23 protein-coding genes are annotated in these 26,889 nt (G+C 59.7%); 8 read left to right on the plus strand and 15 right to left on the minus strand.

Annotated elements, in window-relative coordinates; all coding sequences use genetic code 11:
- Nucleotides 1-3,089: YhdP family phospholipid transporter (locus VL003_RS04690; protein ID WP_325440063.1), on the minus strand; the 3,089-nt coding region annotated here is incomplete at its 3' end.
- A gap of 88 nt (nucleotides 3,090-3,177) precedes the next feature.
- Here VL003_RS04690 and glnE point away from each other — a divergent pair.
- The 5 genes from glnE to VL003_RS04715 all read left to right on the plus strand — a co-directional run bounded on the left by glnE (nucleotide 3,178) and on the right by VL003_RS04715 (nucleotide 9,641).
- A complete protein-coding gene (gene glnE / locus VL003_RS04695; protein ID WP_325440065.1) occupies nucleotides 3,178-5,946 on the plus strand; it encodes a bifunctional [glutamate--ammonia ligase]-adenylyl-L-tyrosine phosphorylase/[glutamate--ammonia-ligase] adenylyltransferase in 2,769 nt (922 codons plus the stop codon).
- 85 nt (nucleotides 5,947-6,031) lie between these two features.
- Complete coding sequence (locus VL003_RS04700; protein WP_325440067.1) at nucleotides 6,032-6,292, plus strand: DUF2789 domain-containing protein; 261 nt, start codon at nucleotides 6,032-6,034, stop codon at nucleotides 6,290-6,292.
- A gap of 14 nt (nucleotides 6,293-6,306) precedes the next feature.
- Nucleotides 6,307-7,659 carry a glutathione-disulfide reductase gene (gene gorA, locus VL003_RS04705; RefSeq protein ID WP_325440069.1) on the plus strand — a complete coding sequence of 451 codons (1,353 nt, stop codon included), beginning with the start codon at nucleotides 6,307-6,309 and terminating at the stop codon, nucleotides 7,657-7,659.
- Nucleotides 7,660-7,705: 46 nt separating this feature from the next.
- Nucleotides 7,706-8,935 carry an MFS transporter gene (locus VL003_RS04710; RefSeq protein ID WP_325440071.1) on the plus strand — a complete coding sequence of 410 codons (1,230 nt, stop codon included), beginning with the start codon at nucleotides 7,706-7,708 and terminating at the stop codon, nucleotides 8,933-8,935.
- Between the two features lie 52 nt (nucleotides 8,936-8,987).
- The gene (locus VL003_RS04715; protein WP_325440072.1) at nucleotides 8,988-9,641 is read left to right on the plus strand and encodes an epoxyqueuosine reductase QueH; all 654 of its coding nucleotides are present in this window, start codon (nucleotides 8,988-8,990) and stop codon (nucleotides 9,639-9,641) included.
- A gap of 290 nt (nucleotides 9,642-9,931) precedes the next feature.
- Here VL003_RS04715 and clpB read toward each other — a convergent pair whose 3' ends face one another.
- Nucleotides 9,932-12,523, minus strand: a complete 2,592-nt coding sequence (gene clpB / locus VL003_RS04720; RefSeq protein WP_325440073.1) for an ATP-dependent chaperone ClpB — start codon at nucleotides 12,521-12,523, stop codon at nucleotides 9,932-9,934.
- A gap of 256 nt (nucleotides 12,524-12,779) precedes the next feature.
- Here clpB and VL003_RS04725 point away from each other — a divergent pair, with 256 nt between their 5' ends.
- Together VL003_RS04725 and VL003_RS04730 are read left to right on the plus strand one after the other, a co-directional pair.
- Entirely contained in the window at nucleotides 12,780-13,694 is a 915-nt protein-coding gene (locus VL003_RS04725) for a LysR family transcriptional regulator (protein ID WP_325440075.1), read from the plus strand.
- An 85-nt stretch (nucleotides 13,695-13,779) separates the two neighbouring features.
- Nucleotides 13,780-14,508 (plus strand): helix-turn-helix domain-containing protein, encoded by a 729-nt coding sequence (locus VL003_RS04730; RefSeq protein WP_325440077.1) that lies wholly within the window; start codon nucleotides 13,780-13,782, stop codon nucleotides 14,506-14,508.
- Between the two features lie 8 nt (nucleotides 14,509-14,516).
- Here the strand turns inward: VL003_RS04730 and VL003_RS04735 are convergent, their stop codons facing one another.
- The 10 genes from VL003_RS04735 to aceA all read right to left on the minus strand — a co-directional run bounded on the left by VL003_RS04735 (nucleotide 14,517) and on the right by aceA (nucleotide 22,581).
- Nucleotides 14,517-14,762: a hypothetical protein gene (locus VL003_RS04735; RefSeq protein ID WP_325440079.1), complete on the minus strand. Its 246-nt coding sequence runs from the start codon at nucleotides 14,760-14,762 to the stop codon at nucleotides 14,517-14,519.
- Nucleotides 14,759-14,986: a FixH family protein gene (locus VL003_RS04740; RefSeq protein WP_325440081.1), complete on the minus strand. Its 228-nt coding sequence runs from the start codon at nucleotides 14,984-14,986 to the stop codon at nucleotides 14,759-14,761. The genes VL003_RS04735 and VL003_RS04740 overlap by 4 nt, the downstream gene beginning before the upstream one ends.
- A gap of 51 nt (nucleotides 14,987-15,037) precedes the next feature.
- Nucleotides 15,038-16,528, minus strand: coding sequence for a cytochrome c oxidase accessory protein CcoG (gene ccoG, locus VL003_RS04745; RefSeq protein WP_325440083.1), 1,491 nt, complete (start codon nucleotides 16,526-16,528; stop codon nucleotides 15,038-15,040).
- An 11-nt stretch (nucleotides 16,529-16,539) separates the two neighbouring features.
- Complete coding sequence (gene ccoP, locus VL003_RS04750; RefSeq protein WP_325440085.1) at nucleotides 16,540-17,457, minus strand: cytochrome-c oxidase, cbb3-type subunit III; 918 nt, start codon at nucleotides 17,455-17,457, stop codon at nucleotides 16,540-16,542.
- Complete coding sequence (locus VL003_RS13445; protein WP_414708245.1) at nucleotides 17,450-17,662, minus strand: cbb3-type cytochrome oxidase subunit 3; 213 nt, start codon at nucleotides 17,660-17,662, stop codon at nucleotides 17,450-17,452. The genes ccoP and VL003_RS13445 overlap by 8 nt, the downstream gene beginning before the upstream one ends.
- The gene (gene ccoO, locus VL003_RS04760; protein ID WP_325440087.1) at nucleotides 17,662-18,330 is read right to left on the minus strand and encodes a cytochrome-c oxidase, cbb3-type subunit II; all 669 of its coding nucleotides are present in this window, start codon (nucleotides 18,328-18,330) and stop codon (nucleotides 17,662-17,664) included. Before ccoO ends, VL003_RS13445 begins: the two co-directional genes overlap by 1 nt.
- Nucleotides 18,331-18,343: 13 nt before the next feature.
- Complete coding sequence (gene ccoN, locus VL003_RS04765) at nucleotides 18,344-19,855, minus strand: cytochrome-c oxidase, cbb3-type subunit I (protein WP_325440089.1); 1,512 nt, start codon at nucleotides 19,853-19,855, stop codon at nucleotides 18,344-18,346.
- A 29-nt stretch (nucleotides 19,856-19,884) separates the two neighbouring features.
- Nucleotides 19,885-20,136: a cbb3-type cytochrome oxidase assembly protein CcoS gene (ccoS, locus tag VL003_RS04770; protein WP_325440091.1), complete on the minus strand. Its 252-nt coding sequence runs from the start codon at nucleotides 20,134-20,136 to the stop codon at nucleotides 19,885-19,887.
- 14 nt (nucleotides 20,137-20,150) lie between these two features.
- Nucleotides 20,151-21,110, minus strand: coding sequence for a P-type ATPase actuator domain-containing protein (locus tag VL003_RS04775; protein ID WP_325440103.1), 960 nt, complete (start codon nucleotides 21,108-21,110; stop codon nucleotides 20,151-20,153).
- A 154-nt stretch (nucleotides 21,111-21,264) separates the two neighbouring features.
- The gene (gene aceA / locus VL003_RS04780; protein WP_325440093.1) at nucleotides 21,265-22,581 is read right to left on the minus strand and encodes an isocitrate lyase; all 1,317 of its coding nucleotides are present in this window, start codon (nucleotides 22,579-22,581) and stop codon (nucleotides 21,265-21,267) included.
- A gap of 286 nt (nucleotides 22,582-22,867) precedes the next feature.
- On the opposite strand from aceA, the gene queF reads away from it, so the two are divergent.
- Nucleotides 22,868-23,692 (plus strand): NADPH-dependent 7-cyano-7-deazaguanine reductase QueF, encoded by an 825-nt coding sequence (gene queF / locus VL003_RS04785; protein ID WP_325440095.1) that lies wholly within the window; start codon nucleotides 22,868-22,870, stop codon nucleotides 23,690-23,692.
- Between the two features lie 33 nt (nucleotides 23,693-23,725).
- Here the strand turns inward: queF and VL003_RS04790 are convergent, their stop codons facing one another.
- The 3 genes from VL003_RS04790 to uvrC form a co-directional block, all read right to left on the minus strand.
- Nucleotides 23,726-25,009 (minus strand): MFS transporter, encoded by a 1,284-nt coding sequence (locus VL003_RS04790; protein WP_325440097.1) that lies wholly within the window; start codon nucleotides 25,007-25,009, stop codon nucleotides 23,726-23,728.
- Nucleotides 25,010-25,030: 21 nt separating this feature from the next.
- Nucleotides 25,031-25,612, minus strand: a complete 582-nt coding sequence (gene pgsA, locus VL003_RS04795) for a CDP-diacylglycerol--glycerol-3-phosphate 3-phosphatidyltransferase (protein WP_325440099.1) — start codon at nucleotides 25,610-25,612, stop codon at nucleotides 25,031-25,033.
- Between the two features lie 18 nt (nucleotides 25,613-25,630).
- A partial coding sequence (uvrC, locus tag VL003_RS04800) for an excinuclease ABC subunit UvrC (RefSeq protein ID WP_325440101.1) occupies nucleotides 25,631-26,889 on the minus strand: 1,259 nt, incomplete at its 5' end.

A 26,889-nucleotide genomic window follows, 5' to 3' on the forward strand; every position in this document is an offset into this window, starting at 1 on the left:
TTCAAAAATGCACCGGCATCGCTGAAATTGACGTTGGCATCCACCGTGAGCCCACGCTGCGGACCGGCCAGACGCCAGATACCAACGCCCTTCAATTGGGCCGAGGGGCTGGTCAGGCTCAATTTGTTCAGACGCCAGAACTTCCCCTCTTGCTCGTTGACCCCTTCCACCGTCAAGCGACCCACCTGTCTTCCGTAGAGGCTGAGCTTGTCCACCTTGAGGTCGATGGCGGGAATATCCACCTCGGAATCCCATGAGCCGTCTTCCTCAACGGAATCCAGCAGCGCCTGGCCGGCGTCTTTCTTGGCCGCCTCTTTCTCGGGTTCGGCACCCAGCGCCAAACGATCGAACTGCGCATCTACCCGCCCCAACGACGAACCCTCGGCCTGATGCCAGTACAAGGTACCGGCAGTCTGGGCTGACGTAACGTCCATGCGCCAGCGCAAGGCCTGCTCGCGATGCGCTGTCAGAGTCGCAGTCTCGAGTTTCAGGCCGTACAAGGTAATGTGGTCTGCCTGAAGGCGCATACGCTGCAACGGCGGGAAAAGCGCCCGGCCCGAAGAACCCTGACCCGGAAGCGGAGTGGAAAACTCGTCGATTATCGCGTCCCATTCATCCACATCAATCTGCGGATAACGCACGTCTACCAATAACCCGGTCGAAGGCAGCTTGTCGGGCGCGGCCGTACCAATGAAACCGACATGAAAATAAGGCCCTTGCGCCCGGCCTTCGCGCCGCACAAACCGTGCTTTCACCTGCGTTCCCAGGGCGACGTTCAGGTGCATGTCCGATGCCGTGTTCGCCGGCTGCCACTGAACATCGAGCTTGACGCCCGCATTCGCTGATTTGCCGACGGGCGCGGGCAAATCAACGGCCATGCCCTTGAGGTCGCTTTGCGCCGTCAGGGCATACCGCCCCGACGCGCGGCGTACGATTTGAGCCTGGTAGGCCAAGGCACCCTTGAGGCGCTCCATGCCTTTCATGCCTACGTACTGCTTCAGTGCCGGGGCGCCAATGCTGCCGCTCAGCGTCAAGCCTTTGCGATCGCCGCCGATACCGCCGGAAAAAACGGCAGGACCATCCAGGAAACGGGCCTCCAGCCCCTCGGCAGCACTAAGACCAGTTTCGGAAAAATCGAGCCTGCCGCGTACCTGCTCGAATGGCGGAGCCACAGGGTCCAAAGCAACCTTGCCCCCCTGGAATAATACCGAGCCGTTCACACGTGTGTCATCGACGTTAAGTAGGGGAATCGTCAGACGCAACGGCACGTGCCACTCACCGTCTGCCTGGGCCGGATCCAGAAACCCATCGAGCAGACTGCGCAACGGAGAGTATCGGGCCAGTGCCAGATAAGCGGGAGCGGACGCATGGGTCTCACCCTGAATGGCCAGCACCGAGTCGCGCTCTATATTGGGTATTTGGGCAACGACGTTTCGAAGCTGAATGACGTGGCCTTCGGCCGGGTTCACCACCGCCTCGTCGGCCACCAGCCGCAGCTCGACCCTGTCGAGCGAGGCGCGGCCGTTTACCTGCCTCAAGGCGGGCCAGCTTGTTTCCGGTGTGACGCCGGGTGCGTAATCAATGACGCCCCCAGTGAAGTCTCCCTCAATGTGGAAACGTCCGGAACCATCGCCAAACGGAAAATGCTGGAGGTCACCCTGGATCATGGCCTGGGCATTCTCAAGCTGCCCATCAAGCAAGCCGTTGATCAGCCACTCACGAGCATCCAGATTGACGCTTTCGGGCAGGTAAACATCGATTCCATCAAGCAAGGCCCGATGAAACACACCGCGCAAATCGGCCAGCCCGGCCGCACCGTCGCCGCCTTCGGTCCAGGTTCCTGCCAGCTGCAGGTCCATGTCCCGATTGATGACACGCACGTCGTCAAACCCGGCCACCAGCTTATCGGCGGCGTTGCGCCGCAAGTCGCCCTGCATCCGCACCCGTTCAAACGCCAGAACATTACTGAAAACCTGCGGAAGGTCCAGCACCAGGTCGCTGGCGTCCAAGCGCATCTTCACCGGTTCGCCCTCGGCCGCATTGTCGCGCCTGAACACAGGGTCAGGCGTGGCGGCGCCGTGCTCATCATTCGTCGGCTCTGCGATGAAAAGTGCCTGAACGGCCTGGACGTTAGCGGCATATCCGGACCAGGATCCGTCCACGAACAAGTTAGCCTTGCCTACCTGCAAGCTGCTGTCGGATCCCAACTGCCAATGGCCCGACTCTACCCTGACCTGAACCGCTACGCGTTGCGGCTGAGCCTTGGCGAAGGTCAGCCACCAGTTGACAGAAACCTCGCCCGAATGCATCGGCACCGGCACATCCACCCAGGGCTGCCACTGCGCCGGTGACATGCCGTCCACCTCGATGTAAAGGGTGCCTTCCCAACCCAGGGGATCGACACGCGCCAGACTTTGGTCGACATGGTTGAATTCGCCGCGCATCTCGAACCGTCTTCCGAGCAATTGCGGCGGTGCGGCGCTAAGCACCATCTGGTGCTTGCCGGGTGCGGAGTTCAAGCCCAGCACCACCGACTCCAGATGAAGCGGCCCGGCGTCCCGGGTGTCGTCCTGCCAGGTGATCTGCGCATCGCGCAGCGCCACACGCGGCTGTTGTGCCAGCCATTGAATCGCAGGATGATCAAGACCCACTTCGGAAGCGTCATCTTCGGCCTGATCGGCAATGTCCTGGCCCAGTATCCATATCCGCTGGCGGGCATCACGCCGCGCGCTGATATGCAGCCCGGTAGCCTCTATATAAGAAAAACGCGGCAAGCCGCTAAGCAGGCCCTGCCAGCTCAGTGTGGCGCGTATGTGCGGCAACTGCAAGGCCGGGCGGCCGTGGCTGTCGAACAGGGCAACGTCGTTGAGTTGAATATGGGGATACAGGCCGTTCCAGCGTGCCTCGATGCGTCCGAGGGTAACGGGAGTATTAAGTGTCGAAGACAGTTCGGCCTGAATGCGGGGGCGCCAATGGTCGATATTGGGCAATATGCCGTACTTGACGACGAGAAACAGCGCAGCGGCCAAAAAATACAGTATCAGCGCCGTGCGGCCCAGTACGCGAAGTAAAGCGGGAGTTCGAAACACAGATAAGTAGCCAGTACGGGGGGATATGCAGTATCTTTCAGACCTTATACCTGAAATTCACCCAATCGTCGCGACAAATCTCGCCGCCATGACTCAATCCCCTTGTCTTGCCAACGCCCTGGAATGGTCCGGCGCATTACGCCGCAAAGTCGACTCGAACATCGAGTTCACCGTCTGGCTGGAATCGGCGTGCCGCCAGGCAGTAAATGCAGACGTCATACAAGGCTGGTTCACCGAGCTGCTCGAAGGTGCTGAGCCCGGCCCGGGCCTTCCCGCAACCGATGCGCGTCGAATATTGCGCCTTTTGCGCCAGCGCGTGTTCTACACCCTGATGGTGCGAGACATTAACGGCATCGCCCCCTTGTCTGAAGTTGTGGGCGCAACCAGCGCCTTGGCCGACCTGGCCATTGCACAAGCCTATCAAAGTGTGGCTGCCGCCCTGGCCGAGGTTCACGGAACCCCCATGGACCCCAACACCGGCAAGCCCCAGGAAATGATTATGATCGGAATGGGCAAACTGGGTGGCAAAGAGCTGAACGTATCATCGGACATCGATCTGATCATGCTCTATGGTGAAGAAGGCGAGACCAACGGCAAGCGCAAGCTCAGCCATCACGAGTTCTATGGCCGGCTGGTGCAGCGCATGATGCCGGTGCTGTCCGAACCCGATGCGCATGGCCAGGTGTTTCGTACCGACCTGCGCCTGCGCCCTGACGGAGATTCAGGCCCCCTGGCATGGAGCCTGGATTCGCTCGAGCACTATTTGGTCGCACAGGGTCGTGAATGGGAGCGTTATGCCTGGCTGAAGGCACGCCCCATTCCGTGCACTGCATTTGAAGGCAGCGAACAAAGCAGTCAACTGGCCGAGCTTGAATCTTTGCGCATACCGTTTGTGTACCGCAAGTACTTTGATTTCGATGCCCTGGCCGCCTTGCGCCAGTTGCGCGAACGCATACGCGAAGACTGGCAGCGACGTGCGCAGGCGCGCACAGGGGTCGATGCTGTTCATAACATCAAGCTGGGCGACGGCGGCATACGCGAGATCGAATTTGTCGTTCAACTGAACCAGTTGATACGCGGCGGGCGCATGCCTTCGCTGCAAAAGCGCGGTCTGCAGGCGGCACTGGATCGGCAAAAGACGGCAGGCGTCGTTCCCGAGGGTCTGGCCGACAAGCTGCAGGCGGCGTATTGTTTTTTACGCCGCACCGAACACATGCTGCAATATCGCGAAGACGAGCAAACTCATTTGTTGCCCAGCGACCCGACGCTGCGCCGACAGCTGGCACAGGCCATGGGCATGCAACCCGACGCATTCGAAACCCAACTGGCGGAGCACCGCCGCTTTGTCGAACAAACATTTCGCAATGCCTTCCGGCTGGCGGGCCTGGGCGAAACCGACGACGACAGCCCCGACGCCACGCCCGCCGCCGACGGCAATCTGCATGACTACGTAAACGAGCAACTTGGACAACATGCCGGCGACCTGAACCAGCGTATTGAAACCCTGCTGAACACCCATCGCATGCGCAGTCTGCCGGCCAACAGCCGCAAGCGATTGGACGCCTTGTTGCCGGCCATCATCGACGCGGCAGCGCAGTCTGCCGACCCTGAGCAAACCGCCATACGCCTGCTGGACCTGATCGAGCATATTGCCCAGCGTAGCGCCTACCTGGCCCTGCTGGCCGAGTATCCCGAGATTCTGGCGCGAGTGTCGCGCATAGTAGGGGCCAGCCCCTGGGCATCGCAGTATCTTAGCCAATACCCCCTGCTGCTCGACAGCCTGATCGAATGGCGCTCGTTGATGTCGCCGCTGGATCTAAGCGCGCATGCCCGCCACTTGCATGACGAACTCGACGCCTCGGTATTGCCCGACGGCGGGCCGGACGTTGAACAACAAATGAATCTGATGCGCGACACACAGCGCCAGATCACCTTTCAGCTGCTGGCTCAGGACCTGGCCGGCGTACTCACCGTCGAACAACTGGCAGACCAGCTTTCGGCGCTCGCCGACCTCATGCTCGAGGAAACCCTATATCGCGTCTGGCCCCTGATCCAGCCAAAAGGTGCGCCGTCCAGCGTTGCGCCGCCCCGTTTTGCCGTCATCGCCTACGGCAAGCTGGGCGGCAAAGAGCTGGGCTATGCCTCTGACCTTGACCTGGTGTTTTTGTACGATGACCCGCGCCCCGACGCCGCCGAGCTATATGCCAAACTGGGCCGTCGCATGGCCTCTTGGCTGTCCACCATGACCTCATCGGGCCGCTTGTATGAAATTGACCTGCGCCTGCGCCCCGACGGAGACGCCGGTGTCCTGGCGGTGTCGCTGGAAGCGTTTTCTCAGTATCAATTGAAGCACGCATGGCCCTGGGAGCACCAGGCCATTACCCGGGCGCGCTTCGCGGCGGGCGACGCTGAAGTAGGCCGGCGCTTCGAAGCGGTACGTGAGCAGATCTTGCTGGCCGAACGTGACCCGGAGCAGCTCAAGCAAGAGGTGCGCGCCATGCGCGACAAGATCAGCGCCGGCCACCCCAATCACTCCAAAGACTTCGACCTGAAGCACGACCGTGGCGGCATGGTCGATGTCGAGTTCGTCACCCAGTACCTGGTGCTGGCCTATGCCAGGAGTCACCCGGTACTGGTGGGCAACCTCGGAAACATCGCCCTGCTGGGCTTGGCGGGCCAGCAGGGCTTGATTCCGGTGCAGTTGGCCACCGAAGCTGCCGACGCCTACCGTGTGTATCGCAGGATGCAGCATGCGCTGCGTCTGCAGGGCGCCGAAAAAGCCCGAGTATCGCCTGACCTGCTGGCCGCCGAGCGGGCTTGCGTCAGATTGTTGTGGGACACCGCCATCGGAACATAGCCCCCAGCGGGGCCTGTCAGTTTGCCTTGGGCCGCTTGCTGCCCAAGGCATTACAATCAAGAGCCCGAACATCTCTGGAGGCCGCATGATCAACCCGACCCCACGCATGACGAACCTGTTCCTTCAACTTGGGCTAGACGCCGATGAGGCGGCCATAGCGCAGTTCATCAAAGACCACCAGCTGCCCACCGATGTTCACATCGCCGATGCGCCCTACTGGAACAAGGCTCAGGCCCAATTCATCAAAGAACAGCTTGCAGCCGACGCGCCGTGGGCGATTATTGTCGATCAACTGAACGAGTCTTTGCACGAAGACGCCGTCAAACGAAGCACCGGCTTGAACTGAATAACGAGGTCGCCTTGGTAGAGCATTACGATTACATCGCCATTGGTGGCGGCAGCGGTGGCATCGCCTCGATCAACCGCGCAGCCATGTACGGCCAAAAGTGCGCCCTGATTGAAGCCGACGAACTTGGCGGCACCTGCGTCAACGTGGGTTGCGTGCCCAAGAAAGTGATGTGGCATGCCGCCCAGATCGCCGAAGCCATTCATAACTATGGGCCCGACTACGGCTTTGATACAACGGTTAACCGATTCGACTGGGCCACGCTGGTCAAGAACCGCAGCGCCTACATTCAACGAATTCACACCTCGTACGAAACGGTGCTGGGCAAGAACAAGGTCGACGTCATCCGTGGCCTGGCGCATTTCATTGACGCTCGCACCATCGAGGTAAACGGTCGACGTTATACCGCCGACCACATCCTTATTGCGACCGGTGGCCGTCCCGCACGCCCCAATATTCCGGGCGCCGAGCACGGCCTCGACTCAGACGGTTTCTTCGAACTGTCCGATTTGCCCCCGCGCACTGCGGTAATCGGCGCCGGTTACATTGCCGTGGAACTGGCCGGCGTGCTTAACGGGTTAGGCTCAGACACCCATCTGTTCGTTCGCCAACATGCACCGCTGCGGCAGTTCGACCCACTGATCAGCACGACCTTGGTCGAAGTCATGAAAGCCGAAGGACCCACTCTGCACACGCACGCCGTTCCCAAGTCCGTGCAAAAAAACACCGACGGCAGCCTGACGCTGCAACTTGAAAACGGCGAAAGCCACACGGTCGACTGCCTGATCTGGGCCGTAGGGCGCGTACCCTACACAGCACACCTGAATCTGCAGTCGACAGGGGTTGCAGTAAACCCGCGCGGCTACATTACAGTGGATAAATACCAGAACACCAACGTGCCGGGCATTTACGCAGTGGGCGACATTACCGGCCAGATCGAACTCACGCCCGTCGCCGTGGCTGCGGGTCGGCGCTTGTCCGAGCGCCTGTTCAACAATAAGCCGCACGAGCATCTTGACTACGAAAACGTGCCCACGGTCGTGTTCAGCCACCCGCCCATCGGCACGGTCGGTCTTAGTGAACCCGAGGCACGCGCCAAGTTTGGCGACGACGCCGTAAAGGTGTATCAGTCTGCGTTTACCGCCATGTACACGGCCGTAACCCAGCATCGCCAGCCCGCCCGCATGAAACTCGTCTGCGTCGGTTCCGAAGAAAAAATCGTGGGCATCCACGGCATCGGCTACGGCATGGACGAAATGCTGCAGGGCTTTGCCGTGGCCCTGAAAATGGGTGCCACCAAAAAACACTTCGACGACACCGTGGCCATCCACCCAACCGCCGCCGAAGAATTCGTGACCATGCGGTAGGCTGCGCCTGACGCGCACCGACCACATACTTTGACTGAGGCTTCCTGTGGCAGAAACTGACGCCGCTGCGACCCAAACGCAGGCACCCGTCCTGGCTGGAAACGTTCAACGCGGCAATATTGCGCGCCTGACCATCGCCCAGGCCCTGGCCGGGGCAAATGCGGTTGTCATTTATGCAACGGGCGCCATCGTCGGCAATACTCTGGCCCCCAACAAAGCGCTGGCAACCCTGCCCGTTTCCATCTTCGTTGTCGGCATGGCCGCCTGTACCATGCCGGCAGGCGTCATTGCCCGACGCTATGGCAGGCGTGCGGCATTCCTGGCGGGAACAGGTTGCGGCCTGCTGGCGGGCCTGCTCGGCGCACTGGCCATCGTCGTGGCGTCGTTCTGGCTGTTTTGCCTGGCCACTTTTTTTGGCGGTGCCTATGCCGCCGTGGTTCTGTCCTTTCGGTTTGCAGCTGCCGACGGCGTTGAACCCGCCCGACGTGCACGCGCGCTTTCTTTCGTCATGGGGGGCGGCGTGGCCGCAGGCATTGTGGGGCCACAGCTGGTGACCTACACCATGCATTTTTGGCCGCCGTACATGTTTGCCGTCACGTTCCTTGTGCAGGCAGGGGTGGCCGCCCTGACGGCTTTGGTACTGATGGGTGTACGCCTGCCCATGCCCACCGCCGCCGAACTGGCGACGGCGCGGCCGCTTTCCGACATTGCGCGTCAGCCGCGCTTCATTACCGCTGTCATTTGCGCGGCGGTCTCGTACCTGGTCATGAACTTTCTGATGACCGCCGCCCCGCTGGCCATGCGGCTTTGCGGCCACCCGCAAGAAGCCTCCAACCTGGGCCTGCAATGGCATGTCATCGCCATGTACGGCCCGAGCTTCGTCACCGGCCACCTGATCACCCGGTTCGGTGCTCATCGGGTAGTGGCAACCGGGTTACTGCTTATCGGTCTTTCCGCCGCCGTGGGTCTGATGGGGCTTGAACTGGCACACTTCTGGCTCACGCTGATCCTGCTGGGCGTAGGCTGGAACTTCGGCTTTGTGGGCGCCTCGGCTCTGGTGCTCGAATGCCACCGACCCGAAGAAAAAAACCGCGTGCAGTCGTTCAACGACTTCATCGTATTCGGCTTGATGGCGATAGGCTCGTTCGCCTCAGGCGGCCTGTTGGCCGCATACGACTGGTATGTGGTCTTGTGGGTGTCTTTTGTGCCGCTTGGATTGGCCGTTGCGGCCCTCGCCTATACCGCCGGGTTTGGGTTCAGGACCCGAGCAGACTAAAATAGCCTTGTTGCGTGGGCATTTGCCCACTTTCGCGCAAGCTTAAAATGCCATGACAGATTTCAAACGCCCTACTCTCGAACTGCCCGATTCTCGCAAAAAGGTGCTGCTGCACTCATGCTGTGCCCCGTGCTCGGGCGAAGTCATGGAGGCCATGACGGCCTCGGGCATCGATTACGCCATCTATTTCTACAACCCCAACATCCACCCCGACCGCGAGTACGAAATCCGCAAAAACGAAAACATTCGTTTTGCCGAAGAACACGGCATCGAGTTTATCGACGCCGACTACGACCGCGACAACTGGTTCGAGCGCGTCAAGGGCCTTGAAGATGAGCCCGAGCGCGGCGAGCGCTGCACGGTCTGCTTCGACATGCGATTCGAGCGCACGGCGCTGTATGCACATGAACATGGGTTCGACACGATTACCAGTTCGTTGGGTATTTCGCGCTGGAAGGACATGAATCAAATCAACGGCTGTGGAGAACGTGCCGCAGCCCGCTATCCAGATCTGGTCTACTGGACTTACAACTGGCGCAAGGGTGGCGGCTCTGCGCGCATGATCGAGATCAGCAAGCGGGAAGAGTTTTATCAGCAGGAGTACTGCGGGTGTATTTATTCGCTGCGGGATACGAATCGGCATCGGCGTTCGCAGGGGCGTGAGGCGATTGAGATTGGCATCAAGTTTTATGGAAAGGACGACTGAGCCTCAAGCTCGTCGTCATGCTGTGCTTCCATTAATTGAGTTCTTGTTCCACCGCCGCGCTGGTTGAATTCTTGATCCGTCGCCGCGCTGCGGGGCAAGCCTTGGGCGCGCGGAGGCACTCGGCCTTCGGCCCGCCTGCCCCGATCGTCCGCGCCTGCGCGCTTCCTTCTCGGGGCGCCCGGATCTCGCGCCAACGCGCGCCCAAGGCTTGCCCCGCATCCCGACGACTACATCAGGGCAATGCCAGAGCAATACCCCGATCTGGCCACAGACCAAATCGGGGGCTCCAATTACTGCAAGGTACGTTCAAACACGAACTCGTCGTCGCGCCAATCCACCGGCACCACATCATTGGGCCCGAACCTGCCCTGAAGCAACAACCGGGCAACCGGGTTTTCGATGTGCTGCTGAATGGCACGCTTCAAAGGACGCGCCCCGAATACCGGGTCAAAACCAGTGCGGGCCAACTGCGCCAGGGCCGCATCCGATACCTCGAGCCGCATGTCTTGCTGCGCCAGGCGTTCGGCCAGCCGCTGGATTTGAATGCGCGCGATGGATTCAATATGCTTGGCCTCCAGACCATGGAACACCACGACCTCATCGATGCGGTTCAAGAACTCGGGCCGGAACGACGTTTTCAGCTCTTCCCAGATGACTTCCTTGATGACCTCATAAGGCTGGCCCGCCATACTTTGAATATGGTGCGAACCCAGGTTGGAAGTCATGACTATGACCGTATTGCGGAAATCAACCGTGCGTCCCTGGCCATCGGTGAGGCGGCCGTCATCGAGCACCTGCAGCAAAATGTTGAAGACATCAGGGTGAGCCTTTTCGATCTCGTCCAGCAAAATCACACTGTACGGATTGCGGCGTACCGCTTCGGTCAGGTAGCCGCCCTCTTCGTAGCCCACATAACCCGGAGGCGCACCGATAAGGCGGGCCACCGAATGCTTCTCCATGAATTCGCTCATGTCGATGCGGATCATGTGGTCGTCGGAGTCGAATAAGAAGTTGGCCAGAGCCTTGGTCAGTTCGGTCTTACCCACCCCGGTCGGCCCAAGGAACAAGAACGAGCCATAAGGGCGCGTAGGATCTGACAGACCCGCCCGCGACCGGCGTATGGCATCGGACACCAGCGTCACCGCCTCGCCTTGCCCCACCACCCGCTTATGCAGGAACTCTTCCATGCCCAACAGCTTCTCGCGCTCACCCTGCATCATCTTGGAAACAGGAATACCCGTTGCGCGAGACACCACCTCGGCAATTTCTTCGGCGCCGACCTCGGTACGCAGCAGACGCGGTTCATCGGTCTTGCGCTCGTCCTTGCCGGCTTCCGCCGCAGCCAGACGGTTCTCGAGCTCGGGCAGCTTGCCGTATTGAAGCTCGGCAAGTTTGTCGAACTGCCCCTTGCGCTGCAAGTCGGCCATTTCAGCGCGCACGCGCTCGATCTCTTCCTTGATTGACTGGGAACCTTGAACCGCCGCTTTCTCGGCTTTCCAGATTTCTTCGTAGTCGTTGTATTCGCGCTGCAGCTTCTCGAGCTCGTCGTCGATGGCCTGCAAACGCCGCAAGGAAGCATCGTCAGAGTCTTTCTTGACTGCCTCGCGCTCGATCTTGAGTTGAATGATGCGGCGGTCGAGCTTGTCCATGACCTCGGGCTTGGAGTCGATTTCCATGCGGATGCGCGCCCCGGCCTCATCGATCAGGTCGATGGCCTTGTCGGGCAGGAAGCGGTCGGTAATGTAGCGGTGAGACAGTTCCGCCGCCGCCACGATGGCCGGGTCGGTGATGGCGACCCCATGATGAAGCTCGTAGCGTTCCTGCAGGCCGCGCAAGATGGCAATGGTCGATTCCACGTCGGGCTCATTGACCTGCACCTTTTGAAAACGACGCTCAAGCGCAGCGTCTTTTTCGATGTACTTTCGGTATTCATCGAGCGTGGTTGCGCCGATGCAGTGCAGCTCGCCCCGTGCCAAGGCAGGCTTGAGCATATTTCCGGCGTCCATGGCACCCTCGGCCTTACCCGCCCCGACCATGGTGTGCAGCTCGTCAATGAAGACAATAATACCGCCCTCATCTTGAGCCAGCTCTTTCAGTACGGCCTTGAGGCGTTCTTCGAACTCGCCCCGGTATTTTGCGCCAGCCAGCAACGCCGCCAGGTCCAGCGAAAGCACACGTTTCCCTTTCAGAGTTTCGGGAACCTCGTTGTTGACAATTCGCTGAGCCAGGCCCTCGACAATGGCTGTCTTACCGACGCCCGGCTCACCGATGAGCACCGGGTTGTTCTTGGTACGGCGCTGCAAAATCTGGATGGAACGACGAATTTCGTCGTCGCGACCAATGACCGGGTCGAGTTTGCCCCGGCGGGCAAGCTCGGTCAGGTCGGTCGTGTACTTGGCCAGCGCCTCGCGGTTGGCTTCGCCTTCGGCGTCTGAAACAGATTCACCTCCGCGCATGTCGTCAATGGCCGCCTCGAGCGGCTTGCGCTGCAGGCCCGCGTCGCGCAAGATGCGACCGGCCTCGCCCTTGTCGTCGACAAGCACCAGCAGGAACAACTCGCTGGCAATGTAAGTGTCGCCTCGGGTCGAGGCCTCTTTGTCGGTACGACTCAGCACCGCCTGCAGGTCGCGGCTGACCTGAATATTGCCTTCGGCCCCCTGCACCTGAGGCAATGCCCCCATTGCGGTGTTGATGTCGGACATGACCCGGTTGACTGCCACGCCGGCGCGAGCCAGCAAGCTGCCGGCCCCGCTGTCATTGTCGGAAAGCAAGGCGGCCAGTACGTGTATTGGCTCGATATAAGGGTTGTCGTTTCGGACAGCCAGGCTTTGCGCATCGGCGATTGCCTGCTGAAATTTGGTCGTAAGTTTGTCGAATCGCATAATCGCTCAGCTCATAAAAGTTTTGGGGGGTGGCCCCACGATGATGACTAGATGCGGACATTGAACAAGATTTCAAGATGTGAAACAGGATCGGATGCCGCCGGCCAACCCTCCCACGCGTCACACATACTTTAACTTTACACTCCGATTCGGACTGGGTGGCGAAGCTTCTGTGCAAAATTGCCGTGCGTCCGGCTTTACCCTCTTGACCCGCCTGTTAAGCTTATCCCCTCATCAATCCGGCAGGACCAAAGGAATGGGTAAGTTCAGGCAACTGGAAAGCTTTGTCTCGGTAGCCACGCTGGGCAGCCTCTCTGCGGCCGCCCGGGCCGAGGGGGTGGCGCCCGCCATGATGGCGCGCCGCATGAACGCACTGGAGGCCAGACTGGGCATCAAGCTTATGGTGCGCTCGACACGTCGGCTCTCGCTTACGGCCGAGGGCATGCTGCTGTTCAACGAAGCCCAGCGTATTTTGCGCGAGCTGAACGACGCCGAGAATCGTGTCGCTCAAGGCAGTGAACAACCCAGCGGTCACCTGCGTATCAGCGCACCCGCGGGGTTTGGGCGCCGTCACGTGGCACCACTGATGCCTGGCTTTCTTCGCGAGCACCCAAAAGTTACTGTCACACTTGACCTCAGCGACCGCTTGGTCGACCTGATCGACGAGCGTTACGACTGCGCCATCCGTATCGGCGAGCTCGACGATTCCAGCATCATAGGCTTGCGACTGGCTGATAATCGACGCGTCATCGTAGCCGCACCCGCTTATCTTGCCCGGCACGGTGTTCCACGCATTCCCAACGACCTTGCACAGCACAACTGCCTGGCCTTCGGCGACCAGGGCAACAACCAGGCCAAGGGCTGGCTGCTGCGCCATACCGACGGCGTGGTCAGGCCCGTGCGCGTCAAAGGAAATATGTCGTGCAGCGATGGATCGGTTCTGCATGGCTGGACGCTTGACGGGCACGGACTGGCCTGGAGGTCGCTCTGGGAGGTGCGCGAAGACCTTGCCATGGGCAGGCTTGTTAGCGTCCTCGACGAATACGCCGCGCCAGCCAACGGCATTTTTGCCATGTTGCCCGAGCGCAAGCATCTGCCCCTCCGAGTGCGAGCCCTGATCGACCTGCTTCGCGCCACCTATGCCCAGGAAACCTATTGGGCCACCCACTAGCGGGCCGCCCTCGTGGACAAAACTTGTACAATGCAGGATCAGGCTGAAAAAAATAATAATCCAGCCAGCGGCTACCAGGATGCGTATGCACAAAAGAATTTCGCTCTCACCCGAGTCGACTCGCTGTTCGACCTGCATGCTCAACAGCCTATGCCTGCCACTGGGTGTTAACAGTAACGACATCGCCAAATTCGACGAAGTCGTTAGCGAACGTATTCGCATTCCAAAAGGCGGGGCACTGTTTCATCAGGGCGACCGTTCTGTCGCCATTTACGGTATACGCTCGGGCTCCATCAAGACCCAACTCGAAGACGCCATTGGTCAAATTCAGGTTACGGGTTTTTTGCTGCCCGGCGAAGTCGTGGGCATCGATGGTTTTCTTAATACCACCCAGTTGTCCAACGCCATTGCGCTTGAAGATACCGAGGTTTGCGTCGCCCGCATTGAAGACATGGACCGCGTAGCCGCCCATGTCCCTGCCGTGCAGCATCAGTTACGGCGCCTGAGCAGCGAAGAAATCAAGCGTTCGCAGCAGCTTGTGGTGGCGTTGGGAGTTCTGCGATCCGAACAACGCCTGGCAGCGTTCTTACTTGACCTATCGCAACGGCTGGCCACCCTTGGCTATTCGTCCAACGAGTTCGTGCTGCGCATGAGCCGAGAAGAAATCGGCAACTACCTGGGTCTGACGCTTGAAACCGTCAGCCGCTTGTTCTCGCGCTTTGCCCGTGAACACCTGATCCGGATACATCAGCGCGAGGTCAAGCTGCTTGACCTGCCGGCATTGCGACAGCTGTCGGGACTGGACTGCGGCTAGCCTTCGCCTCAGAACGAATCAAGCGTATCGGGCTCGGGTGCCTGGGGTGCCATGTACAGACTTAGCGCGCTTGATAGTGCCGCCATCAGCCAGAAAAGAAAAAAGCCGCCCGCATACATCTGCTGACGGCTGAGTTCGATCGTGCCAAATACCGGAATATCAAGCGGGTCGATCAATGCAAAAACCGTGGCGCTGGTGGCCGCGCCGATCAGGAAAGACGGCCAAAGTATCCACATCAATGAGCGCAGTTTCATGAGGATTCTCCGGTGCGGGCGTCTGGGGCCGAAGCCGCCGAAGCGCTGCGCTCGATGACCAGACCATGTTTGCTGCCGCCATCGACAATGGGCTGATCGGCGAAATTCTGTACAGCCAACGCAATGGTTACTGCACAGCCTGCAATGGCCGCTGCGGGGCCGGCCATAAGAATCCAGGGCCAGGGCTCGCGCCACCAGGGTTTGCTGCTTGTTGCTTTAGTCATGATGTTTGCCTCGTGTCGTTCTTAGTTGCATGCGTGACTCTGGGCGCCGGCTCAACGTGGAACGATAAAGCTGGACGCCTCGGTAGCGACCGTTTCCCGACCTCGGTCAGAAGTTGCCACAACCTGAAGCTCGATATCATACAACCCCGGCGCCGCACTGGCCGCCGGTATCTGAACTACGACCGGCACCAGCCGGTTGGATGACCCTTCGACGAAAAGCGCTTTGTCGGGATGGTCGGCAGGCATGATGGCAATGCCGTCGATGCCCGACGCCCCCAATTGCAGCGCCAGCGTAGACTCGGTGGTATTGATGACTTGCAGGCGATACACGTTTTCGATCAGGCCTCCGGCCACCTCGCGCCCCAATGCGCCGCGGTCGCGTATGACATCAACCCGCAAGGTGTCGCGCGTAACCATCGACACGACAAGGCCTATGCCAATAACCAGCAGCAACAGGCTGTATGCGATGACCCGGGGTCGCAGCAACCTGTGACGCACCTGGCTTTGGGTCAGGCCGTCGGTAATGGCTCGGCCCGATGTGTAACGGATCAGCCCCTTGGGGTAATCCATTTTGTCCATGACCTCGTCGCAGGCATCAACGCAGGCGCCGCAACCGATACACATGTACTGCAGGCCGTCGCGAATATCAATACCGGTGGGGCACACCTGCACGCACAGGGTGCAATCGACGCAATCGCCCATGCCTGCTTCTTTGTGATCAATGCGACGCGAACGCCCGCCGCGAGGCTCGCCGCGCTTGTAGTCGTAGGTGACAACGAAAGTATCGTCGTCGACCATGACGCTTTGAAAGCGGGCGTATGGGCACATGTACTTACAGACGGCCTCGCGCATGAAGCCGGCATTGCCCCAGGTGGCAAAAGAATAAAACACCAACCAGAACCACTGCCATGGCCCAAGCGAAAATGCCATCAAGCCTGCGCCCAGCTCGCGAATGGGCGCGAAATAGCCGATAAAGGTAAAGCCGGTCCAGGCTGCGATCAGTATCCAGACAATATGCTTGACCGCCTTCAGGCCGATCTTGCGGGCGTTCCAGGGCTGTTCGTCGAGGCGGATGCGGGCCAGACGATCGCCCTCGATCTTACGCTCGACCCACATGAAGATCTCGGTGTAGACCGTTTGAGGACAGGCATAGCCACAAAAAAGGCGCCCCGCCATGGCGGTGAACAAAAACAGCGCAAAGGCTGAAAGCACCAGTAAAACGGCAAGGTACACGACGTCTTGCGGCCACAACACCATGCCGAACAGATAAAACTTACGCGCCCCCAGATCAAACAGAACGGCTTGGCGGCCCTGCCATTGAAGCCAGGGCAGACCATAGAAGATGATCTGGGTGACGAACACCATGATGATGCGCCAGCGCGCAAAAATACCCGAGACCGAGCGCGGGTAAACCTTGCTTCGCACATCCGCCAGCGCCCGCTCGACTTGGGGCGAGGTGCCCTTTTCGGATCTTGAAACAGACTGCGGTCGCCAGGCGGGTGCGCCGCCTGTGGAAGAAGGTTTACTGCTATCGGTGTTCATGGTTGGTCTCTTTAATCGACGGACTCACCCTCGTTGGACAGCCCCCAGACCCATGCGGTGAGCATGCGGATCTGCTGCGGCGTCAGGATGCGCTCCTGAGCGGGCATGTGGTTTTCACGACCATTGAGAATAATGTCGACGATCGAGGCTTCGGAGCTGCCGTGAAGCCACACGTTGTCGGTAAGGTTGGGCGCACCCAAGGCGGTGTTGCCCTTGCCCTCGGCGCCATGGCAGGCGACGCAGTAGGTGTCGTAGCCGCGCTTGCCGGGCACGACCCGTAGCGAATCAGCCGCCAGGCCCGACAGCGACCGTACGTACTGCGCAATGTCAGAGGCTTCGGCAGGCTTGATGGTGCCCGCCCACGGCGGCATGATGCCATGACGGCCCTTGGCAATGGTTTGCTCGATTTGCTCGGGCGAGCCGCCATACAGCCAGTCGCCGTCGGTCAGGTTGGGAAAGCTCGGGCCGCCGCGTGCATCCGAACCATGGCACTGGGCGCAATTGTTCAGGAACAGGCGCTGACCAATCTGTTGCGCCTCGGCGTCGCCGGCGATCTGAGGAATGGTCATGGGCTCGTAGCGCGCATACACCGGACGGATCTGTTCGGCTTGCGCACTTTGTGCCTGGCGCACCGATTCGGCCGAGGAGTAATTGAGCACACCCTGGAATGTACCCAGCCCCGGATAAAGCACCAGGTAGCCCAGCGCGAAAATACACAAGAGCAGATAAAAGACGGTCCACCAGCGCGGTACCGGATTGTTCAGCTCGGACAGGTCGCCGTCCCAGACATGGCCGGTTTCATCAACCTGCTTGACTTCCTTTTTGAGCCAGGCCCGCTGCGAGAACAGCAGCCAGAGGCAAAAAATGATACCGCCCAGCGCAATGGCCGAAATGTAGTAACTCCAGAAGCCGCTAAAAAAGTCACTCATGAGATTCCCCTTGTTTCTTATCTTTCGCGTCAGGCGCCCCGTTGCCTTTGGCTTCGCGTTGCTGGTCCAGATCGACCTCGTCGGGCTGCGCAAATGGCAACATCGCCGAATCGCGGTTTGCTTTGGACCGACCGCGTGAAAACGCCCACCAGACGATGCCGATGAATGTCAGCAAGGCAATTGCGGTCATGATTCCGGTAACCATCAGGGTTCTCCTGCCATGGGTTCACCCGCCATGATATTGGCGGCGGCTTCGCGCCCTGCGACACCCAGGCCCTGCAAATACGCCACCATGGCGTCTTCTTCGGTCTTGCCCTTCAGTGCCTCGGGCGCAGCCTCGATCTGCTCGTCGGTATAAGGCACGCCCAGATGACGCAACACGCGCATACGCTCTTGCACGTTACTGCCTTCGACGGTGGCGTGCTGCAACCACGGGTAGGCGGGCATATTGGACTCGGCCACGACGGCGCGCGGATTGCGCAGGTGGATGCGATGCCAGTCGTCTGAATAGCGCTGTCCGACACGGGCCAGATCGGGGCCGGTGCGTTTGGAGCCCCACAAGAAGGGCCGGTCATAGACGAACTCGCCTGCCACCGAATACGGGCCGTAACGCTGCACTTCAGATTGCAACATGCGGATCTGCTGCGAGTGACAGCCCACACAACCTTCGCGTATGTACACGTCGCGACCCACAAGCTGTAATGCCTCGTAGGGCTCTACGCCCGCCACGGGCTTGGTGGTGGAGTGCTGGAAGAACAACGGAATGATCTGGGCCAGACCGGCAAAGGTAATGACCAGAATGCTGAAAAAGATCAGCAGCCCCGCGTTGGTTTCGAGCAGTTCGTGAGTGAAGCGCCTTTTTTTGCTTGCCATGTCGAGACTTCCTTTAAGCGACCACTTTAGCGGCGGTGGGCGCCGTCTGGGGTAATGCGGGCCCCACCAATGCGGGGTCGATAGCGTCCGGGTTGTACTTGTAAACCACGGGGTTCGGCTTGGGTTGGCCTTTGATGGTGCGGTAGGTATTCCAGGCCATCAGGAACATGCCGCTCAGGAAGAACAGCCCACCCAGCAAGCGAATGGCGTACAGGGGGTAGGTAGCGCTGACACCTTCGACGAAGCTGTAGGTAAGCGTGCCGTCAGCGCCGGTCGCGCGCCACATCAGGCCCTGCATCACGCCGGCCACCCACATCGAGCTTATGTACAGCACGACGCCGATGGTAGCCAGCCAGAAGTGCAGTTCGATCTGCTTGACGCTGGCCATGGACGTGCGTCCGTAGAGGCGCGGGATCATGTAATACAGCGAGCCGAAGGTGATCATGGCAACCCAGCCCAATGCGCCCACGTGCACGTGGCCGACTGTCCAGTCGGTGTAATGCGACAGCGCATTGACGGTACGGATGGACATCATCGAGCCCTCGAACGTGGCCATGCCGTAGAACGACAGCGCGGTAACAAGGAACTTGAGGATGGGATCGGTGCGCAGCTTGTACCAGGCGCCCGACAGCGTCATGATGCCGTTGATCATGCCGCCCCACGAAGGCGCCAGCAGAATCAGCGAAAACGCCATGCCAAGGGCTTGGGTCCAGTCGGGTAGCGAGGTGTAGTGCAAATGGTGCGGGCCGGCCCACATATAGGTGAAGGCCAGCGCCCAGAAGTGCACAATGGACAAGCGATACGAATAAATCGGGCGGTCGGCCTGCTTGGGCACAAAATAGTACATCATGCCCAGAAAGCTGGTGGTCAGGAAGAAACCCACGGCATTATGGCCATACCACCACTGCACCATGGCATCTTGCACACCGGCGTACGCCGAGTACGACTTCCACATGGTAACGGGCAGTTCCATGTTGTTGAAGATGTGCAGCACGGCGATGGTGACGATATACGAACCAAAGAACCAGTTGGCCACGTAGATATGACGCACACGCCGCTTGACGATGGTTCCGAAGAACACCACGGCGTACGACACCCAGACCACGGCGATCAGGATATCGATGGGCCATTCGTACTCGGCATATTCCTTGGTGGTGGTATAGCCCATGGGCAGGGTAATAAAACCAAGCACCAGGGCCAGTTGCCAGCCCCAAAAGGTGAATGACGCCAGCTTATCTGAAAACAGGCGCACCTGACAGGTTCGTTGCACCACGTAGTACGAGGTGGCAAACAGGGCGGTTCCGCCGAATGCAAAGATGACGGTGTTGGTATGCACCGGACGCAGGCGACCGTAGCTTAACCAAGGTGTGTTGAAGTTGAGCTCAGGCCAAATAAGTTGGGCGGCGATCAACACCCCCACGCCCATACCTACGATCCCCCAGAATATGGTCATGATCGTAAACTGCCGGACCACACCATAATTGAAGGTTTCCGGTTGCCCGGCCATCGTACCCGAAGTACCCATGGAATTCCCCTAATACAAACAAATAAGAGTTATCTCGGCATTTTTGCCTGAGATGCTTCGTGCGCCGTGGACGACGAAGCATGGTTCGTTTCACCTTGTACACCGCCGGCGGTTTCGCCCGGCTCGACCCCCTGTTGGGGGTCAGGGCTGGCTTCGTCGTCGTTCAGGATAGAGCTGGCGGCAGAGTCGGAGTTGTCGAACTGGCCGGCGAATATCGCCCACCAAAACGCCACACCGATTGCCACCACGAAAACGATCGAGATGGCAATGAGCAGGAACATTGCCTCCATGTCAGCTAACCGGCGACGGCCACCGCGCCCGAAGACGTGGCGACCGTTTGTTGCCTGTACAGGCGCCAGGCGTTGGCCGCAACGGCCAACGAAGAAAGCAGCATGGTAATGGCGGCCACCCACGGCTGAACCCAGCCGATTGCAGCCAGCGGCATCATCAACACATGCCACAGCATGGCGCCCAACAGGCTTTGACGCGAAACGCGTTGACAAGCTTTACTAAGGTAAAAAAATTCTTGTTCGGTGATATGGGGCCGGGCCATGAGACTGGCATGGGCCGCGGCGACCGACGTGGGCACAGCCATGGCCATTGCACAGGGGCAACTGATGACCAGCATGGCAACCATGATGCCGACGGCGCGCTCGGGCACATAAAAAAACCAGATCGCGCCAGCCACGAACGACACCCCCAACTGAATGAGCGTGAACCAGATGGCAACGCGGTCGGCCTTGGCCGACAGAAAGGCACGTTGTCGTTCGACTAGCTCGTGCATGCGACCGCTGCCCACGGCCTGGCGTGCGCAAAGCTCAAGGTAACGAGCAGTGAGCAAAAAAGCCACGAACATGGTGACGGAATCGAAGTAGACCTCGCCGTGCTGGGCATAGGTGGCGTAGGTGCTGGGAATGAAGGCGGCGATAATGCCCAGGGCAACGGGCACATCCATGCTGATGCCGGCCTGCCGCATGCGGCGCGCGGCGCCTTGCCAGACCGGCCAGGCGCAGTAGGCGACAACGGGAACGGTAAGCGCCAGGCTGACCCAGTTCATGAAGACAATGGCGCTATCGAGAAAGGTTCGGTCTTGGGCCCCCATGGGGGTATTGCGCAAATACCCTGGGAACGCGAACATCATGACCTGCATCATGACCAGCCACGCCAAGCCCAGACGCGCCAGCATATGCCGACGCAGTCGCCGCTGATCGGACGGTAGCGATTCAGGTATGGAGAAAATGGAAAAGGCGCGCATGGTGTAACGCACTATAACGTTGCGCTGCACAAAATGCCTTGATCTAGATCAAGCAGCGACGTGTTCGGTACGGGAACACGTCGCCATCTGGCGCGAACACCGCTGCTTGAGTCGGCTTGTTCGGGCTGCCCTTGGGCGCCAGGCCTGGTTATGCTTAGGCCACTTTTGCAGCCGGGCTGTCGAACTGAGCCTCTTCGGTGGAGCCGGTCAGTGCCGTGGTGGACGACTGGCCGCCTTCGATGGTTTGCGTCACGGCATCGAAATAGCCCGTGCCCACCTCGCGCTGGTGCTTGACCGCGGTAAAGCCCAACTCGGCTGCCGCAAATTCTTTTTGCTGCAGTTCGACAAAGGCGCTCATTTGGCGGCGCGCGTAGCCGTGGGCCAGTTCGAACATGCCGTAGTTGAGCGAATGGAACCCCGCCAGCGTGATGAACTGAAACTTGTAACCCATGGCGCCCAGTTCGCGCTGGAAGCGTGCCACCGTATCGTCGTCCAGGTTCTTTTTCCAGTTGAACGAAGGCGAGCAATTGTAGGACAGCATCTTACCGGGAAACTGCTTGTGTATGGCTTCGGCAAAGCGTCGGGCGTAGCCCAGATCGGGCGTGGAGGTTTCACACCAGAGCAGGTCGGCGTACGGCGCATAGGCCAGTCCGCGCGAGATGGCCTGCTCGATGCCGGGCCGGGTGCGAAAAAAGCCCTCGGGCGTGCGTTCGCCGGTAATAAAGGGATGGTCATTTGCGTCGACGTCGCTGGTGATCAGGTCGGCAGCATCAGCGTCGGTGCGGGCCAGCAACACGGTGGGTACACCCATGACGTCGGCCGCCAGACGTGCCGACACGAGCTTGGCCACCGCTTCGCGCGTAGGTACCAGCACCTTGCCGCCCATATGGCCGCACTTCTTGACCGAGGCAAGCTGGTCTTCGAAGTGCACGCCCGCGGCGCCCGCTTCGATCATGGCTTTCATGAGTTCGAAGGCATTAAGCACGCCACCGAATCCGGCTTCGGCGTCGGCCACAATGGGCGCGAAATAGTCGACATACCCCTTGTCGCCCGGGTTGGCCCCTTCCATCCATTGAATCTGGTCGCAGCGGCCCAGCGCGTTATTGATGCGGCGAACCACCTGCGGCACCGAGTTGGCCGGGTACAAAGACTGATCGGGGTACATTTCGCCGGCGAGATTGGCATCTCCCGCCACCTGCCAACCCGACAGATAAATGGCCTTCAGCCCGGCCTTGACTTGCTGCATGGCCTGGTTGCCTGTCAGGGCACCCAGAGCGTTGATGTAGTCTTCGGACTGCAGCAAGGACCAGAGTTTTTCAGCGCCTCGCTTGGCCAAGGTGTGCTCAACCTGCAGCGACCCGCGCAGCCGAACCACTTCATCGGCCCCGTAGCCGCGCTTTACGCCCTGCCAACGCGGGCTTTCGGCCCACTGAGCTTGTAAGTTGCGCACTTCCTGTTCACGTTTAGACATGATGTTGCTCCCTGAGAGTAGAAAAAAATCGACCAAACTTGGAAAAAATTCTACGCTTGTTGTGCGAAGCAATACACACTTATATCTTATATAAGACTAAAAATATTAGTCAATATAATCAATTGATTATGAATATTATTCCGTATTATGAAACAGTTTTTTCCCTTGTGAAAGCCCTTGCGTTGCGCCGCAACAGTCAGTTTTCATATCGCAGCAAACCATTTTCACATTATGAAAACTGAGCCCGGCGCTACAATCAAGCCATTGCATTGACTCGCTTACCGCCATGACCTCCTCTCTTATTCACGCACCGCTGGGCAAAGAAAGCGCCTACCCCTCCGCCTACGATCCGACACTGCTGTTTCCGATCGAACGCGAACCCAATCGCCAGACGCTGGGCACGGTACCCAGTTGGCAAGGTGCTGACATATGGAATGCCTATGAGATTTCATGGCTGAACAACAAGGGAAAACCTATCGTTGCCACGGCTCGCTTCGTGGTGCCTCACCATAGCCCCAGGCTGATCGAGTCCAAGTCATTCAAGCTTTATTTGAATTCGTTCAATAACGAGCGCTTCGCCGACGAGCAAACAGTACTCCAGCGCATGCAAAAAGATTTGTCAGACGGCTGCGGCGCGACGGTGCAGGTCGAGATCACTCCGATGGATCGCCAGCCGCCCGGCCAGACGCTGCAAGCCCTGGACGGCTTGAATATCGACGGATTGGATGTTGACATCGACACTTACACCCCTGCGCCCCATCTGCTGCAGTGCGTGGCAAACGGCCCGGTCGTGGAAGAGACCCTGGTCTCTGATCTGCTGAAGTCAAACTGCCCTGTAACGGGCCAGCCCGATTGGGCCAGTGTCCAGATTTGCTACACAGGCCGGCAAATAGACCACGCCTCGCTGTTGAAGTACATTGTGTCGCTGCGCAGCCATGACGAATTCCACGAGCATTGTGTGGAGCGCATGTATTGCGACATCAGCCGTTTGTGCGAGCCGGCGTCGTTATTGGTTTATGCGCGCTACACCCGACGCGGCGGCCTGGATATCAACCCCTGGCGCGCCAGCCACCCCGCCCAGGTTTCGCAAAGCCGAACCGTACGCCAGTAAGCGGCCTTGCCGAAAGCACGGAGACTGGAACGATCAACCTGCTGCCGTCTGGACAGCTGTGCGGGCGTTAACCGACCTGGCCACCATCAGGGCCAGTGCCGAAGCCGCTACAAATGCCACTGCGGCGCCTATCCAGGGCCCCTGGATGTAGCCTGCGTCGAGCATCAGACCAAAGCCCACCGGCCCAAGCGAAGCACCCACGTCCATACCTGAATAGACCAGCCCATAAACGGTGCCCGTAGCCCCTTTGGGCGTGATGCGACGAATGAGCATGTCGCGCGACGGGGTGGCCACCCCTGCGCTGAACCCGGCCAGCACCACAACCACCATCGCCAGTGGCGAGATCAGGACACCCGAAGCCAGCAGTACCAGCAACCCGCCGGCCGCAATTAACGACAAGGCCACAGTACGCTCGGTATTGGGCGTTGCGCCGACCAAAAAACCGCCCGCAATCATGCCCAGTGCCGAGGCCAGCATGTAGGCCGACAAGGTCGTGCCCGCCATGACCTTGTCAATGCCATAGACATCACCCAGCATGGGGATGGTGTAATTTTGTACGGCCGACAGCGCAATAGAGGTGCAGGCAAAGAAAAAGAAAGCCCCCCACAAAGCAGGCTGAGCCGCCAAGGTGGCCAAGGTGCGACCCACCGACTGCTCGGCCAGGCTGGGCGCTGCATCGGGCTCGGCCTTATCGGCAAGCCGCTCTTCATTTTTGCCGGCCAACAGGTCACCGCCCAGCCAGATCAAAAAAAGCACCGCTGCGACCAAGGCGGCTGCGCCAAATGCGGCCACCCGCCAATCAGCCAGATAAATAAGCGTGGTCATGAAAACCGGCGTCAGCGCCCAACCCAGGTTGCCGGTAAACCCATGGGTACTGAACGCATGGCCCAGCCGACGCGAACTGACACGGTGATTAATGATGGAAAAATCAACCGGATGGAAAACCGAGTTGCCCGCCCCGCCTATAACAGCCGCCAGCATCAGCATGGCGTAACTGTTCGACAACCCGATAAGCACGCCCGAGAGCACAAAACAGGCCAGGCCGAATCGCAAGACCGGTGTCGGCCCGATTCGATCCACCACGAACCCCGACGAGGCCTGGCCCAGGCTCGAAACCACAAAAAAGACCGACGCCAGCAGGCCCAATCGCACGAAGTCGTAGCCGAACTCGGCGGCGAGCGGCAAAAACAAGGTGGGAAAGACCAGCTGGAAAAAGTGCGAACAAGAATGCCCTGCACCGATAAGACTGATGATCTTCCAGTCGCGGCGTTTGATCGCCGGCGTATCGGCCCCGTGATCGACAGTGGTTGCAACCATGAATAAACCTAGAAATCCAATTTAAGCGTCGCGTCCGGCACGGTCGCGAATCTGCGGCATGGCCCGGCGCAGGTAATAGCACATCGACCAGATGGTAAGCACGGCCGCCACCACGATCAGCACGCGACCAACCCAGACGCTGGACACGCCGAACAACTCTTGCCAATACAACAGGCAGGGTATGGCCACCATCTGCGCCACGGTCTTGAGCTTGCCGAGCCAATGTACGGCCACGCTGCCGCTGGCGCCGATCTTGGCCATCCATTCACGCAGCGCCGAAATGGTGATTTCCCTGCCGATGATGATCAGTGCAATCACGGCATCGACGCGATTCAGGTCGAGCAAGATCAGCAGCGCGGCGCATACCATCAGCTTGTCGGCCACCGGATCAAGAAACGCACCGAAAGACGAAGTCTGGTTCCATCGGCGCGCCAGCCAGCCGTCGAGCCAGTCGGTAAGCGCCGCAAAAATGAACGCCAGTGCGGCGATCGTGTCGCGCGTGGTCGCGGGCAACCATTCGTGCGGCACATAAAACAGCGCCACCAGCAGCGGGATCATGGCGATTCGCAGCCACGTCAGTACGATCGGAAAGTTCAAAGGCATAGTGATAATACTAACCCATCAGCGTAGCGCTCGATAAATGCGTTCTGCAAGTTCGTCGGAAATTCCATCGACCGCACGAAGGTCGTCGACACTGGCGGCCACCACACCCGAAAATCCACCGAACCTGGCCAACAGTTTTTGCCGGCGCTTGGCACCCACCCCTTCGATTTCTTCAAGCCGTGAAACGTTACGCGCCTTGGCTCGCCGGGCCCGCATGCCTGTAATGGCGAAACGGTGTGCCTCGTCGCGGATCTGCGCAACCAGCATCAGCGCGGCCGACTCGCCGCCCAGGACAACCGGGCTGCGCGCGTCGGCAAAGACCAGCGTTTCAAGCCCCACCTTGCGCCCTTCCCCCTTGGCCACGCCTACGATCACATGGATATCCAGGCCAAACTCCACGAACACCTGGCGCGCCACTTCGACCTGCCCCTTGCCGCCATCGATCAGCACGATGGTGGGCAGCTCGGCCTGGCCGTCGGCCACACGGCCGAACCGACGGGTAAGCACCTGACGCATGGCGGCGTAGTCGTCGCCAGGCGTAATGCCGGCGATATTGTATCGGCGATAAAGCGAAGGCTGCATATCGTGATGCTTGTACACCACGCACGACCCCTGGGTAGCTTCGCCCGCCGTGTGGCTTATATCGAAACACTCGATGTGCATGGCATTCAGGGCGGCTTCATCAGTATCCAGGTCAAGCGCCTCGGCCAGGGCCAGGGTTCGCGCCGAACGCGCGCTGGACTCGGTCAACAAGCGGGCCAGCGCCATCTCGGCATTCTTGCGCGCCTGCTCGAGCCAGGTGCGACGCACCCCTTGCGGCCGGGTCAGTACCCGCGCCTTCACGCCGGCCTGCTCGGACAACAGCAGCATCAGACCGGGATCTGGCAAAGCGTGCGAGCACACCAATAGCGGGGGCAAGTCACTGTCTACATAGTGCTGCGCCACGAACGCCGCCAGCACGTCACCCGGCTCGTCGCCGTCGGTATGGGTGGGGAAAAACGCCCGATCACCCAGGTGCCGCCCACCGCGCACCATCGCCAGATTGACGCAGACCCGCCCTCCCGCCGTGGCCACGGCGATAATGTCGACGTCGTCGTCGCCTACCTGCTCCATGGTTTGCTGTTGCAACACCCGCGCCAACGCGCCCATCTGGTCGCGCAACACCGCAGCCTGTTCGAAATCCAATGCTTCCGAGGCCTTGAGCATGCGCTGCTCGATATCGTCAAGCACTTCTTTGGCATGGCCGTCCAGAAAACGCACGGCGCGATCCACGTCGG

The organism is Pusillimonas sp. (genome assembly GCF_035515275.1).
In the GTDB taxonomy this organism is placed as follows: domain Bacteria; phylum Pseudomonadota; class Gammaproteobacteria; order Burkholderiales; family Burkholderiaceae_B; genus Pusillimonas.